Source organism: Shewanella colwelliana, assembly GCF_001735525.1.
GTDB lineage: Bacteria > Pseudomonadota > Gammaproteobacteria > Enterobacterales > Shewanellaceae > Shewanella > Shewanella colwelliana.
Map to the genome: position 1 here is coordinate 207,762 of NZ_MCBT01000046.1, position 13,873 is coordinate 221,634.

11 protein-coding genes are annotated in these 13,873 nt (G+C 46.6%); 9 read left to right on the forward strand and 2 right to left on the reverse strand.

Translation table 11 applies throughout. The annotated features are described in order from the left end of the window. Nucleotides 1-153: 153 nt before the first annotated feature. The 8 genes from BEL05_RS16415 (at nt 154) to BEL05_RS16450 (ending at nt 8,683) form a co-directional block, all read left to right on the forward strand. Nucleotides 154-1,254, forward strand: coding sequence for a polyamine ABC transporter substrate-binding protein (locus tag BEL05_RS16415; RefSeq protein WP_069671835.1), 1,101 nt, complete (start codon nt 154-156; stop codon nt 1,252-1,254). Nucleotides 1,255-1,438: 184 nt separating this feature from the next. Next, nucleotides 1,439-2,539: a polyamine ABC transporter substrate-binding protein gene (locus BEL05_RS16420; RefSeq protein WP_069671836.1), complete on the forward strand. Its 1,101-nt coding sequence runs from the start codon at nt 1,439-1,441 to the stop codon at nt 2,537-2,539. Between the two features lie 100 nt (nt 2,540-2,639). Beyond that, on the forward strand, nt 2,640-3,776 hold the full coding sequence (potA, locus tag BEL05_RS16425) for a polyamine ABC transporter ATP-binding protein (protein WP_069671837.1): 1,137 nt from the start codon (nt 2,640-2,642) through the stop codon (nt 3,774-3,776). An 11-nt stretch (nt 3,777-3,787) separates the two neighbouring features. After that, nucleotides 3,788-4,696, forward strand: coding sequence for an ABC transporter permease subunit (locus BEL05_RS16430; protein ID WP_028762297.1), 909 nt, complete (start codon nt 3,788-3,790; stop codon nt 4,694-4,696). After that, entirely contained in the window at nt 4,693-5,520 is an 828-nt protein-coding gene (locus BEL05_RS16435) for an ABC transporter permease subunit (RefSeq protein WP_028762296.1), read from the forward strand. The genes BEL05_RS16430 and BEL05_RS16435 overlap by 4 nt, the downstream gene beginning before the upstream one ends. Before the next feature lie 103 nt (nt 5,521-5,623). Then, a complete protein-coding gene (locus BEL05_RS16440) occupies nt 5,624-6,910 on the forward strand; it encodes an NAD(P)/FAD-dependent oxidoreductase (protein ID WP_028762295.1) in 1,287 nt (428 codons plus the stop codon). 177 nt (nt 6,911-7,087) lie between these two features. Beyond that, a complete protein-coding gene (locus tag BEL05_RS16445) occupies nt 7,088-7,699 on the forward strand; it encodes a GDSL-type esterase/lipase family protein (protein WP_028762294.1) in 612 nt (203 codons plus the stop codon). A 252-nt stretch (nt 7,700-7,951) separates the two neighbouring features. Further along, nucleotides 7,952-8,683, forward strand: a complete 732-nt coding sequence (locus tag BEL05_RS16450) for an HDOD domain-containing protein (RefSeq protein WP_028762293.1) — start codon at nt 7,952-7,954, stop codon at nt 8,681-8,683. Nucleotides 8,684-8,750: 67 nt separating this feature from the next. Here BEL05_RS16450 and BEL05_RS16455 read toward each other — a convergent pair whose 3' ends face one another. Then, on the reverse strand, nt 8,751-9,653 hold the full coding sequence (locus tag BEL05_RS16455; protein WP_028762292.1) for a LysR family transcriptional regulator: 903 nt from the start codon (nt 9,651-9,653) through the stop codon (nt 8,751-8,753). 198 nt (nt 9,654-9,851) lie between these two features. Between BEL05_RS16455 and metE the strand changes: the two genes are divergently transcribed. Beyond that, nucleotides 9,852-12,131 (forward strand): 5-methyltetrahydropteroyltriglutamate--homocysteine S-methyltransferase, encoded by a 2,280-nt coding sequence (gene metE, locus BEL05_RS16460; RefSeq protein ID WP_069671838.1) that lies wholly within the window; start codon nt 9,852-9,854, stop codon nt 12,129-12,131. 47 nt (nt 12,132-12,178) lie between these two features. Here the strand turns inward: metE and BEL05_RS16465 are convergent, their stop codons facing one another. Next, nucleotides 12,179-13,729 (reverse strand): glutamate synthase-related protein, encoded by a 1,551-nt coding sequence (locus BEL05_RS16465; protein WP_069671839.1) that lies wholly within the window; start codon nt 13,727-13,729, stop codon nt 12,179-12,181. Nucleotides 13,730-13,873: the final 144 nt, after the last annotated feature.

The window sequence follows — 13,873 nt, forward strand, 5'->3', positions numbered from 1 at the left end:
TACTCTACGGGAGAAAAAGGCGTTAGATGGGTTCGATGCGGTTGTAAGCTGTAGCATTGGTCAATAATAACAACATGATGATGTCGATAAATCGACACTACTTATGACTGACAGTTATGCCCCGTGAAAACGACGGTAGCAATGGAGATATCGATGACAGTTTTTAATACAGTTAAAGCATCTTGTTTGGTTGTCGGATGTGTTTTAGCGAGTGGTTCGCTTCAGGCTGAAGAAGTACTTAAAGTCTATAATTGGAACGACTACATCGCTGAAAATACACTAGAGAACTTTTATAAAGAAACCGGTATTCGGGTGATTTATGATGTGTTCGACAGCAATGAGATGGTTGAGGCTAAGTTGCTATCTGGCCATTCGGGTTATGACATTGTTGTGCCATCTAATGATTTTCTTGCTAAACAGATTAAGGTGGGGGCGTTTGCACCACTGGATAAAACTAAGCTGACTAACCTTGGTAATCTTAATGCCGATTTAATGAAGCAATTAGAGAAGGCTGATCCACAAAACCGTTATGCAGTACCTTACCTTTGGGGCACAACAGGGATTGGCTATAACGTTGAAAAAGTGAAAGCCGTTTTAGGTGAAGATGCGCCGGTTGATTCTTTAGCGCTGATTTTTGAACCTAAGTATGCCGAAAAGATTTCAAGCTGTGGCTTCTCTATGATGGATTCTGCCGATGAGATGATGTCGCAAGCCCTTTCTTACCTTGGTCTCGACCCAAACAGCACCTCTGCTGAGGACTATAAAGCCGCTGGCGCGGCGATTGAAAAGGTACGTCCTTACGTCACCTATTTCCATTCATCACGGTATATCACAGATTTGGCCAATGGTGACACCTGTGTGGCCTTCGGTTTCTCTGGTGATGTGTTCCAAGCGTCTGCGCGTGCAGACGATGCAAAGAATGGCCAGCAGATCCATTATTCGATAGCCAAAGAGGGCGCTAACTTGTGGTTTGATATGTTAGCCATCCCAGCCGATGCAGAGAATATTGATAACGCACATGTGTTTATCAATTACCTCATGCGCCCTGATGTGATCGCAGAGATCTCAAACTATGTGGCTTATGCCAACCCTAATGACAAAGCACAGGCTATGGTGGACAAGGAGATATTAGATAATCCTGGCATCTACCCGAGCGATGAAATCATTAAAAATTTATATATTCGTGAGGTGCGTCCTCTGAAGGTTCAGCGAGCGATGACTCGTGCTTGGACCAAAGCAAAATCAGGATACTAGTTTAAATCATTGCGCTACTCGTGATAGTGGGTAGTGCGATTGAACTGTTGAATGTTAAGCAATCAGCCGATGCGCTTTACGCGTTGTAGCATTGGATAATTATAACAATGAAAGCCGTAATTTAGCGGCAATGCACTGGCAGTATATTAGATAGACATTACTGGCACGCTAATAAGGAGATAGCATGAAGCTTTTAAAGAAAATGACAACATTGGCCTTAGTGACAGCTGGGGTATTTACCAGTTCGATGGCGACTGCGGAAGAGGTTGTGCGGGTTTATAACTGGTCTGATTATATCGCTGAAGATACCTTGGCTAATTTTGAAAAAGAAACAGGCATTAAGGTTGTTTATGATGTATTTGACAGCAATGAAGTAGTTGAAGCTAAACTGCTCTCTGGACGTTCAGGTTACGATATTGTTGTACCGTCTAATAACTTCTTAGCTAAGCAGATCCAAGCGGGCGCCTTCCAAAAGCTAGATGCTAGCCAATTGAGCAACCACAAAAACCTTAAGCCTGAGTTGATGAAGCAGCTAGAATCGGCTGATCCGCGCAATGAACACGCTGTGCCATATCTTTGGGGCACAACGGGTATTGGTTATAACGTGGCGAAAGTAAAAGAAGTCCTTGGCGAAGATGCACCAGTGGATTCTTTGGAGTTAATGTTTAACCCTAAGTATGCAGAAAAGCTATCTAAGTGTGGCATGTCATTCCTAGATTCTGCCGACGAGATGTTACCTATCGCGCTAATTTATCTTGGTTTAGATCCTAATAGCACCAGTGCTGACGATTATGCAAAAGCGGGTGAAGTGATGTCTAAGGTGCGTCCTTATGTCACCTATTTCCACTCTTCACGCTATATTACCGATCTGGCTAATGGTGATATCTGTGTAGCCTTTGGCTATTCAGGCGACGTGTTCCAAGCGGCCGCGCGTGCTGAAGAAGCTGAAAATGGCCAAGAGATTGGTTATGCGATTCCAAAAGAGGGTGCTAACCTTTGGTTTGATATGTTAGCGATTCCATCTGATGCGAAAAACGTCAAAAATGCACATACCTTTATTAACTACCTACTTCGCCCTGAAGTGATTGCGCCTATCACTAACTATGTGGCGTACGCTAATCCAAATGTCCCAGCACAAGAGCTAGTGGATGAAGAGATCCGTAATGACGCAGCAATCTATCCAACTGCTGAAGTTCTTTCACGTCTCTATGTTGCCGATGTGCGTCCTATGAAAGCACAGCGTGTCATGACGCGTGTTTGGACCAAAGTCAAATCAGGTATGTAATACCCGCTTAAAACAGGGCAAGTTTACTTGCCCTGTCTCATTTCAATTTATTCAGTAGTGCAGTAGGTGCCTGGAAGGCACTTTTTGTGGAGAAGTAACTATGGCTAGCAATTCGGGCGTCACCAATAAACCGACAACAAAGACGCAAGGAGAGGTATTGCTGAAGATAGACAGAGTCAGCAAGCTATTTGACGACGTTCGCGCTGTGGACGACGTTTCGCTCAATATTAATCGTGGGGAGATTTTTGCATTATTAGGCGGTTCAGGCTCGGGTAAATCCACCTTACTGCGGATGCTAGCAGGTTTTGAGAAACCTTCAGAAGGGCGTATCTATCTCGATGGCGAAGATATTACCGATATGCCACCTTATGAACGTCCAATTAATATGATGTTCCAATCTTATGCATTGTTTCCGCATATGACCGTGGCGCAAAATATCGCCTTTGGTTTAAAGCAAGACAAGATGCCAAAAGCTGACATTGAGCAGCGTGTGCAAGAGATGTTGAAGTTGGTGCACATGGAAGCTTATGCAAGACGTAAACCTAACCAGCTCTCTGGCGGTCAGCGCCAACGTGTTGCCTTGGCGCGATCTCTGGCTAAGCGACCTAAATTACTCTTACTCGATGAGCCGATGGGCGCATTGGATAAAAAATTGCGTACCCAGATGCAGCTTGAAGTGGTCGATATTTTAGAGGCTGTAGGGGTGACTTGTGTGATGGTAACCCATGACCAAGAAGAAGCGATGACCATGGCTGAGCGTATCTCCATTATGAATGATGGCTGGATTGCGCAAACGGGATCGCCAATGGATATTTATGAAAGTCCAGCCAGTCGTATGGTGGCTGAGTTTATTGGTTCAGTAAACCTCTTCGAAGGTGAGATCATTGCCGATGAGGCGGATCATGCTGTTATTCAAGCCCCTAATTTGCCGCAACAGTTCTATATTGGTCATGGTATTTCGACCAGTGTTGACGACAAGCACGTGTGGCTAGCGGTGCGACCAGAAAAGACCCATATCACGCGAGAGCAACCACAAGAGCAGTATAACTGGTGCCAAGGTGAGGTTGAGGATATCGCCTATCTTGGCGGTATCTCTGTTTACTATATTCGCTTAAGCAACAAACAGCTTATCCAATCAGTGATGACCAATAGTGATCGCCGTTCAGACTCACCAACATGGGAAGAGCAAGTGTTCGTTAGCTGGGAGGCCACCAGTGGTGTGGTGCTCAGATCATGAGTGGGGGCAGTATGAAGAAAAAACGACTGACGTTTAGGCTGCCCAAAGGGCAGTGCTATACCATAGGTGTGCCCTATTTTTGGCTGTTGATGTTTTTTGCGTTGCCGTTTGCCATCGTATTAAAGATCAGCTTGTCTACGCCAGCGATTGCGATTCCGCCATATGAAGCGCTATTTGAATACGCCGATGAGTCACTGCAGATTATGCTTAATCTGGGTAACTACATTTTAGTCTTCGAAGATTCTTTATATATCAATGCCTATCTAGGCTCGTTGAAGATGGCCTGTATAACCACTCTCGGATGTCTACTGATCGGCTATCCCATGGCATACGCCATCGCGAGAGCACCTAAGCAGCATCAGACAGTGTTGATTTTGCTGGTGATGTTACCGTCTTGGACGTCGTTTCTTATCCGCGTGTATGCCTGGATGGGAATATTGAGCAATAACGGCGTTATCAATAACGTGTTGATGTGGTTAGGGGTTATCTCTGAACCGATTCAAATGCTTAACACAAACTTTGCGGTCTATATCGGTATTATCTATACCTACCTGCCATTTATGATTTTGCCACTTTATGCCAACCTGTCTCAACTCGATGGTAGTTTGCTCGAAGCCGCGGCGGATCTGGGGTCTCGTAGCTTAAATACCTTTTGGAAGATCACTTTGCCCCTGTCTAAAGGCGGCGTGATTGCAGGCTCTATGTTGGTATTTATTCCTGTGGTCGGTGAGTTCGTTATTCCTGAGCTGCTTGGTGGCCCTGACTCGCTAATGATAGGTAAAGTGCTATGGCAAGAGTTCTTTAATAACCGTGATTGGCCGGTTGCATCGGCACTAGCCATTGTAATGCTTGGACTACTGATTATTCCTATCACGCTATTTCATCGTTACCAGTCAAGAAGTATGGAGAAAACGATATGAATAACAGATTAAAGAAAATGAGTTTCTCCACCATTATGCTTTGGGCTGGAATGTTTTTCCTCTATGCCCCAATGTTTATTCTGGTGATCTACTCATTTAACGAATCCAAACTGGTCACAGTTTGGGGCGGATTTTCACCTAAATGGTATGGTGAGCTGTTCCGCGATGAACAGATTCTGGATGCAGTTTGGACCAGTTTGAAGGTGGCATTTTTTGCCTCAACAATGGCTGTGATATTAGGCACAATGGCGGCATTTGTGATGACACGTTTTGCGCGCGGTTGGGGCAAGATGACACTGTCTAACATGATCACCGCCCCCTTGGTTATGCCTGAAGTGATCACGGGTTTATCCTTGTTACTACTGTTTGTACACATGGCAGACCTCTTTGGCTGGCCAGCTGAACGCGGCATGTTGACAGTATGGATTGCCCATTCCACTTTCTGTGCGGCTTATGTTGCAGTGGTTGTCGCATCGCGATTGCGTGAACTCGATATGTCGATAGAGGAAGCGGCTCAAGACTTAGGCGCTACCCCGCTTAAAACCTTCTTTTATATCACTGTACCTATGATCTCTCCGGCCTTGATTGCAGGTTGGCTACTGTCATTTAGTTTGTCGCTTGATGACTTAGTCATAGCCAGTTTTGCTTCTGGTCCAGGTGCTACAACATTGCCAATGGTGGTGTTCTCATCTGTGAGGATGGGGGTTTCGCCTAAGATCAATGCACTGGCAACGCTGATTATTCTGATTGTGTCACTCATCGCCTTTATCTCTTGGTATATGGCAAGACGTGCCGACAAGCGCAGCAGAATGGCTAGCGATTAACGGATCAATCCCTTCTATCAAACAAGGTGACAGGCTGCAGCTAAAACTGCTGCAGCCTGCCTAATGCAACAGCACAACAATGATAAAGATTTAGGTGGATTTTATGAACTGTACACCTCATGCAAACTCTTACTACGCGGCGTCAGCCAATACCAAACAGCTGCGAGCAAAACTTGCCGATAACATCGAAACCGATGTGTGTATTATCGGCGCTGGCTATACCGGTTTATCCTCGGCGATTCACCTTTTAGAAGCGGGCTTTAAGGTCACTGTACTCGAAGCCGCTCGCGTAGGCTTTGGCGCCTCAGGGCGTAATGGCGGTCAAATTGTAAATAGCTTTAGCCGTGATATCGATACTATAGAAAAAACGGTAGGCGTTGAGAAAGGTAAGCTCTTTGGTGAGATGGCCTTCGAAGGCGGTCGTATCATTAAGCACTTGGTGGCTAAATATAACATCCAGTGTGACCTTAAAGATGGTGGCGTTTTTGCGGCATTAAACAGCAAGCAGATGGGCCATCTTGACTCACAAAAGGCGCTGTGGGAAAAGCACGGTCACATGGGACATCTAGAGATGCTTGATGAATCAGGTATCCGTAATGTTGTGAGCTCTGAGCGCTATGTGGGCGGATTGCTCGACAAGAGTGGCGGCCATATTCATCCGCTTAACTTAGCACTGGGTGAAGCCGATGCGGTAGAGTCATTAGGCGGACAGATTTTTGAAGACTCGGCGGTAATCAAGGTCGATCAAGGCGAGAGCCCTGTCGTGCACACTGCACAAGGCTCGGTGAAATGTAAGTTCGTCATTGTGGCGGGTAACGCATACCTAAACGGGCTAATGCCTGAACTGCAGGCTAAGTCTATGCCATGCGGTACTCAAGTGATCACCACCGAACCGCTGAGCGACGAGTTAGCAAGATCGCTGTTACCACAAGATTACTGTGTCGAAGATTGTAACTACCTGCTTGACTACTTCCGTTTGTCAGGTGACAACCGACTCATTTATGGTGGTGGCGTGGTATATGGTGCGCGCGATCCTGCTGATATCGAAGCTATCATTCGGCCTAAAATGTTATCTACCTTCCCGCAGCTAAAAGATGTGAAGATTGATTTTACTTGGACGGGGAACTTCCTGCTAACGCTGTCGCGTTTACCGCAAGTTGGGCGCATTGGCAGTAATATCTATTACTCACAAGGTTGCAGCGGTCACGGAGTGACTTATACCCATCTTGCAGGTCAAATACTCGCTGAAACCATTAATGGTCAAGCGAAGCGTTTTGATGCCTTTGCTGGGCTGCCACACTACCCGTTCCCTGGTGGTCACTTGATGCAAGTGCCATTCTCGGCGATAGGTGCTTGGTACTACACCATGCGAGACAAGCTTGGTATCTAAGTTACCATTGAGCTGTAATAATAGAGCCTGCGTATAGCGGGCTTTTTATTGGCTGTGGTTTAGGGGTTTGGCAATATTTGGGTGAAGCGCTTGTTGATCAAATTCACTATGCCACTACAAATCACTGTCGGCTTATTACGCTCAACCTAATGTGAAAGCCCTCAGTAAGGATTAACAATGAAGATGAAGTTGTTTGCAGTGGCAGCACTGATATTGATGGTGATAGTGGTATTGTCGCAACACGGCCATCAGCTTGAACCTTTGTCGCCTGAGGCCAAGATACTTGCCTTTGGCGATAGCTTAACAGAAGGTGTCGGGGCGTCAGAGGGAGCCGATTACCCACAAGTGCTATCCACCATGCTGGGGCGCACAGTAGTCAATGCTGGTATCTCTGGCGAAACCACGAGTGAAGGGCTTATACGGTTTGAGGAACAGTTAGATCTATGGTCACCTGGATTGGTTTTACTGTTAGAAGGTGGCAACGATTTTCTGAGAAATGTCAGTGAGCAGAAGGTAAAAAACAATTTAAAACAGATGATTGAGATAGCAAAGGCGAGGAATATTGAGGTGGTATTGATTGCGGTGCCACAAAAAAGTCTCTGGTTGGCACCATCTGAAATATACGCAGAACTGGCTGCACAATTTGAACTGTTATTAATTGAAGATATTTTGCTAGACCTGCTAAAATTACCAGAGGTAAAGTCAGATAGTATTCACTTCAATGATGAGGGGTATTATCGCCTAGCAAAGCATATCGAGCAGCGCCTCGTAAAAGCTGGGGCAATTTAACTAAATCTGAGTCAGATAACGATAGATGCTCCATGAATACAGGCTTGCTACCAGATTACGCTGGCTAGGCTTTTGCCAGATATCACTATAAAAAGGCTCACTTTGACGGCGTTGATAGCTCAATTAGTGTTTATTTAAGGTAAACTCCAGTTTTGCTCTAATTCGACTTGACCACAACGGGCGTTTTATGGGTAAATTCTTGGATAACAAATGGCATTTGGCCAGAATAATAAATCAGGTTAATAACTTCTCATGACAGATCTTGAGCATCAAGTTTTCACTCAAGTACGTGCAATTATCGCCAATGAAGAGCAGGTCATTGGGCGCCGCGGTATTTTGATCCCATTAAAGAAAGCGATCATTGCCGATGGTGATATTCGTAATGTGATTGATATCGTTTCTTCAGATCCCGCATTGGCGGCGCATCTCCTTTGGCGTAGTAATTCTGCGGCCAATGCTGGTGGCGTAGTGTCATCTAAGAATCGTTCTTTAAAAGATGCATTGGTGCGTTTAGGTCAAGTAAATATCTACCGTTATGCTTTTACCTTTTATTTGAAAGAACGTCTCGATGAACTGCCGCAACCCTACAAAAAACTGGTTTATGGGTATTGGGCATTAACTGAGAGTATTGCCGCTGATGCGGTAGATAACTTGCACAACATGGAAGGGGTAAATATTAACCCTGATGAGGTGCAAACCTTAGCGCTATTTAGTGTCTTTGGTGAGATTATTGCGTTAACTGCTTTTGCATATTTAAATGCTGAGTCGGAGCAATCTTTCCCTCTGTCTATTATCAAATCTTTGATTGATAATCAGAAACAAACATTGACTATCGAAGCGTTTGAATCGCTTGGGTTAGATGAAGAGCTCAGAGAAGAGTTTATGATTGCCCACAACTTACGCCAGACCCGCAATCCTGATTCTCCAGGTTTAGTACTTAGACGAGTGCTATCAATGCGTAAGCAGCTACTCAATCCGCTATAGCCGATAATCTCTTGTCGATACCAAATAATAAAAAACCTGCTAAGTGCAGGTTTTTTTATCAGTGTGATTAATTCAACTTTTGTTTACTTAGCCCTTCCTGCCCGACTAATGACAGCCATTGCTGTGCGACGTTTGCTTGATGACTGCTGCGACGATATGCACCAAACAGCGGCCGTTTTAATCCCTCTGCACCAAGTTTAACCGCCTTCAATGACAAGCCGTGGGCTTCATTAATTGACCAACTTGGTAGCGCCGCTACGCCATCTTTGCAAGCGACACGCTGCAGTAACATGGCGGTCAAGTCACAGCGGATCTGTTTGTTCACCGGGACACCCGCAGGTTCCATGAAGTGGCGATATATGTCTAAGCGGTCCACTGGCACTGGGTAGGTGATGAGTGGCTCTCCTGCTAACTGTGATGGTGTCACATAAGGGAGGGTGGCAAGCGGATGATCATTTGCCATGAGTAGTTTGACTTCAAAATCGAACAGGTGCAGATACGCAATATCGTTGTCAGGAATAGGATCTGAGGTGAGTACCACATCTAACTGTCCCTGTTTTAGTGCGCTCAGAGACTCAAAAAGATGCCGACTCGACAACTCCAAATTGGTATGGGGGAAGCTTTGGTTAAACTTTTCAGTGACAGGCATTAACCAACGAAAACAGCTATGGCAGTCTATGCCCACAAAGAGATCGCTAATTTGATCGGTTAAACCATTCTTGAGGTCAATTTCGGTTTCAACCACTTTTGGCAAAATTTCCTCTGCCAAATTAAGTAAGCGCGTGCCCTCTTGAGTAAAAGAGAGTGGTTTACTCTTTCTGACAAAAATGGTCGAGTTGATCCGTGTCTCCAGCTCCTTAATCTGATGGGACAAGGCCGATTGAGTAACAAAACGCTTTTTCGCCGCGCCAGCCAGACTGCCGCTCTCCTTGAGTGCGACCAATGTACGTAAGTGCCTAAGCTCTATCATTTTACCCTCACATGAATATTGCTCATGTTGTTCTTGAAATCAATTCGATTGCGAAGTCACAGACTAACACAATAAACTTCTAGACGTCCAGACGCCCAAATATTTAATTCTATGATAGCGGCAATAGCGTGTCGCTATTTATCAACAGAAGGCGTTGATTCATGAATTTCGCTCATATTAACTCAAAAGGTATACAATATGCAAAGTGTAAAAATCGCCTCTTTAGGCTTTCCAAGGATTGGTCGCAAGCGAGAGCTGAAATTTGCGCAAGAGAAGTACTGGCGCGGGGAGATCTCCCGTCAAGCATTGTTTGATGTAGCCAAATCATTACGGATACAACATTGGCAGTGGCAGGCTGAGGCCGGGGTTGAACTGCTGCCAGTGGGTGACTTTGCGTATTACGATCAAGTGTTGACCTTAAGCGCTACTATTGGAGCGATACCAGATCGCCACCGAGGCAGTGAGCAGGTTGATCTTGATACGCTGTTTCGTGTGGCTCGGGGCCGTGCACCTACTGGCGAGGAAGCGCCGGCAGCAGAGATGACCAAATACTTTAATACTAACTATCACTACATAGTGCCAGAGCTCAGCCCAGCGCAAACGTTCAGTATCGCTTATGAACAACTGTTCGAAGAAGTAGAGGAAGCAGTTGCACTGGGTTATAAAGTGAAACCTGTATTGTTAGGGCCCGTTTCATATCTCTACCTGGCTAAGGCGCAAGGGGAGGAATTTGACTGCTTAAGCTTATTGGACAATTTGGTCGCCGTTTACCAAGCGATTTTGGCGCGGTTTGCAGCCCAAGGTGTTGAATGGGTGCAGTTAGATGAACCCATTCTAGCTTTAGCACTTGAGCCACAATGGACACAGGCTTTTGAGTCGGCTTATCAAACGCTTAGCCATAGCAAGCCAAAGTTACTGCTTGCCAGCTATTACGGATCGATTGCTCATCATCAACCACTCGTTTCCGCTTTGCCCGTTGCAGGTCTGCATTTAGATCTGGTGGCGGCTCCAGAGCAACTGCCGCTGTTTGCTGCGCAGTTAAGCCGAGATCAAGTGCTCTCTCTTGGGGTGATCAATGGCCGTAATGTGTGGGCGGCCCAGTTAGATGACATTGCCGATAACCTTTCAGCTGTGGTGAAGGATTTTGCAGACCGAATTTGGATAGCGCCGTCATGTTCATTATTACACTGCCCCGTTGACTTAGATTGTGAGCAGCAACTGGCCCCATCTTTACGTGATCAGCTAGCATTTGCTAAACAAAAATTGACTGAGCTTACGCAGTTAAAGTTATTGTTAACGTCACCAGACAGCGAGTCAGCGAAACAGATTATTGGTACCTGTATTGAGCGTCGCAATGCTCGTTCGCAAGCGGCGAATAAACAGGTTCAGCAACGTGTCGCTTCCTTGTGTCCCCAAGATTATGAGAGACAACATGCGTTCGCTTATCGCCAAGCGGCGCAGCAACAACGGTTTAAGCTCCCACTTCTGCCCACAACGACTATTGGCTCCTTTCCACAAACGCCAGCCATTCGAGGTTTGCGCAATCGTTGGCGTCTAGCTGAGATAACCCAAGCTCAATATACCGCGCAGCTTAAGGCGGTGACTCAAGACACCATTGAGCGCCAACTAAAACTCGGTATCGATGTGTTGGTGCATGGTGAAGCAGAACGCAATGACATGGTTGAGTACTTTGGTGAGCAACTGCAAGGCTTCGGTTTCACTCAGTTTGGCTGGGTGCAAAGTTATGGTTCACGCTGCGTTAAACCGCCACTCATTTATGGTGATGTCAGTCGTAAGGGGCCGATGACGCTAGAGTGGGCTGAGTATGCACAGAGCCTTACCGATAAACCGGTCAAAGGGATGTTAACTGGGCCGGTGACCATTCTGCACTGGTCGTTTGCGCGTGAAGATATCAGTCGCGATACCATTGCGACGCAGATAGCCTTAGCCATACGCGATGAAGTGGTTGATCTGCAGGAGGCGGGCATAGGCATTATTCAGATTGATGAGCCAGCTTTTCGTGAAGGTTTGCCACTCAAACGTAGCGATTGGCAGCATTACCTCGACTGGGCAGTGGCGGCCTTTAAACTGAGCGCGGCAGGCGTGCGGGATGATACACAGATCCATACTCACATGTGTTACAGCGAGTTTAATGAGACGATTGCAGCCATCGCGGCCATGGACGCCGATGTAATAACCATTGAGACCTCGCGCTCGCGCATGGAGCTTTTAAATGCCTTTGAAGATTTTGAATACCCCAACGAAATCGGCCCAGGTGTATATGACATCCACAGTCCTAATATTCCAAGTGTCGAGCAGATGGTGAGTTTAATGGAAAAGGCGGCAAGTAAAGTGCCTGTACGGCAACTATGGGTTAACCCAGATTGCGGCTTAAAAACCCGTACCTGGGAGGAGGTTGAGCCTGCCTTAAAAAATCTTGTTACGGCAACAAAATCACTACGACGTAGCCTAGGCTAATCAGTTGGTATAAACCATAAAGTGGCTCATCATGAGCCACGTTTTCGTTACGTTAGCGGTGTGACGCCGGCATAGTGAATGCCTGACAACAGCGCCATCTCTTTGTGCCATGTTGCTAAGTCATCAAGCGTAAAGTCAGCCAGATGATGATGGCCGCAGGCACGCGCCATCACTTGCATCAAGGTTGTTGACGCCGCAAAAAAATTGGCCAGTTGCTGCGCCGATTGATCGACATTGAGCCGTTGTCGCAGATCGGCTCTTTGGGTCGCTATGCCAGCAGGACAGTTGTTGGTGTTGCATATTCTTGCCGCAACACAGCCAATTGATTGCATGGCGCTGTTGGCGATGGCAACGCCATCAGCGCCCAGCGCCATCGCTTTGACAAAATCGATAGGCACTCGCAAGCCGCCGGTGACAATAAGGGTAACTCGCCCCTTTGCGCCCTGGCTGTCGAGGTAACGCCGTGCACGAGCAAGTGCAGGAATGGTGGGGACACTGATATGATCACGAAACATGCTTGGAGCGGCCCCGGTACCGCCACCGCGACCATCTAAGATGATGTAATCAGCACTGGCATCGAGAGCAAACTGGATATCTCGTTCAATATGGTTGGCACTGAGTTTAAAGCCGATTGGGATACCACCGCTGATCTCCCTGACTCGATCGGCAAATTTCTTAAAATCAGCAACCGAGTGTAAGTCTTTAAAGCAGGGGGGAGAGACAGCCGGTTGGCCCGCAGGAATACCTCTAACCTCTGAAATCTTGCCAATATTCTTGATACCCGGTAGGTGACCACCTGTGCCAGTTTTAGCGCCTTGACCGCCTTTAAAATGAAAGGCTTGCACCTTGTGAAGTAGCTGCTCTTGGTAGCCAAATTGGGCGCTAGCCAGCTCATAAAAATAGCGTGAGTTGGCCGCTTGTTCCTCAGGCAGCATACCCCCTTCGCCTGAGCATATCCCGGTCCCAGCAAGTTCTGCGCCTTTAGCCAGTGCCACTTTAGCCTCTTGTGATAATGCACCAAAGCTCATATCAGAGACAAACAGTGGTATCTTCAATATGAGTGGTTTTCTGGCTTGGGGACCGATAACCAATTCCGTTGCTACAGCCTGATCTTCTTGCAGTGGTTGGGTAGCCATCTGAGCGGTCATTATCTGTATGTCATCCCAGTGAGGCAGGTGGTGACGGGGAACACCCATTGAGGTCATAGGGCCATGGTGCCCCATTTTACTTAGGCCTTCGCGTGCTAATTGATGGATAAATTCTACCGTCGGCTCCTCTTGGGTAACGGCGGCGTGGGGTTGAGCGTCGGACCCGTTGAGTGTTGCGATGCCAGGACCTTCGTGGCCAACATCTTTGGCTGTAAATTGTTTATGGCTGCCATCACAAAACGGGGTGTTGGCGCTATGTTTGCAGGCGCATAGGTAGGCATCGCCCGCTTGCTTAGCAATAAAAGCTTTAGGTTTAAAGTTGGTGCCCGCATGAGAACCGTCACAGAAGGGTTGGCTTTTAGAGCGGCCACAAGCGCAAAAATAGTACTCTTGCCCTTTAGTTAGTGTGACTTTTTTGGGCTTGTTGTCAGCAATGATTGGATGAGACATAGGTCCTCCTTAGCATGGGCTTAAAACGCATGAGTAAACTATAGGAGATCTTTTGCTGCGGTGCGCTAACGCAAGGCGTGAGTATTGATTGGGTGTTAATTTTCTAACTTTATGAATATTTTCAGTTAATGGGCGGTCTGGTGT

Bases quoted from the DNA above. Each gene is read 5' to 3' on its own strand.
- BEL05_RS16415 (WP_069671835.1), top strand. From the start codon at position 154: ATGACAGTTTTTAATACAGTTAAAGCATCTTGTTTGGTTGTCGGATGT.
- BEL05_RS16420 (WP_069671836.1), top strand. From the start codon at position 1,439: ATGAAGCTTTTAAAGAAAATGACAACATTGGCCTTAGTGACAGCTGGG.
- potA (WP_069671837.1), top strand. From the start codon at position 2,640: ATGGCTAGCAATTCGGGCGTCACCAATAAACCGACAACAAAGACGCAA.
- BEL05_RS16430 (WP_028762297.1), top strand. From the start codon at position 3,788: ATGAAGAAAAAACGACTGACGTTTAGGCTGCCCAAAGGGCAGTGCTAT.
- BEL05_RS16435 (WP_028762296.1), top strand. From the start codon at position 4,693: ATGAATAACAGATTAAAGAAAATGAGTTTCTCCACCATTATGCTTTGG.
- BEL05_RS16440 (WP_028762295.1), top strand. From the start codon at position 5,624: ATGAACTGTACACCTCATGCAAACTCTTACTACGCGGCGTCAGCCAAT.
- BEL05_RS16445 (WP_028762294.1), top strand. From the start codon at position 7,088: ATGAAGATGAAGTTGTTTGCAGTGGCAGCACTGATATTGATGGTGATA.
- BEL05_RS16450 (WP_028762293.1), top strand. From the start codon at position 7,952: ATGACAGATCTTGAGCATCAAGTTTTCACTCAAGTACGTGCAATTATC.
- BEL05_RS16455 (WP_028762292.1), bottom strand. From the start codon at position 9,653: ATGATAGAGCTTAGGCACTTACGTACATTGGTCGCACTCAAGGAGAGC.
- metE (WP_069671838.1), top strand. From the start codon at position 9,852: ATGCAAAGTGTAAAAATCGCCTCTTTAGGCTTTCCAAGGATTGGTCGC.
- BEL05_RS16465 (WP_069671839.1), bottom strand. From the start codon at position 13,729: ATGTCTCATCCAATCATTGCTGACAACAAGCCCAAAAAAGTCACACTA.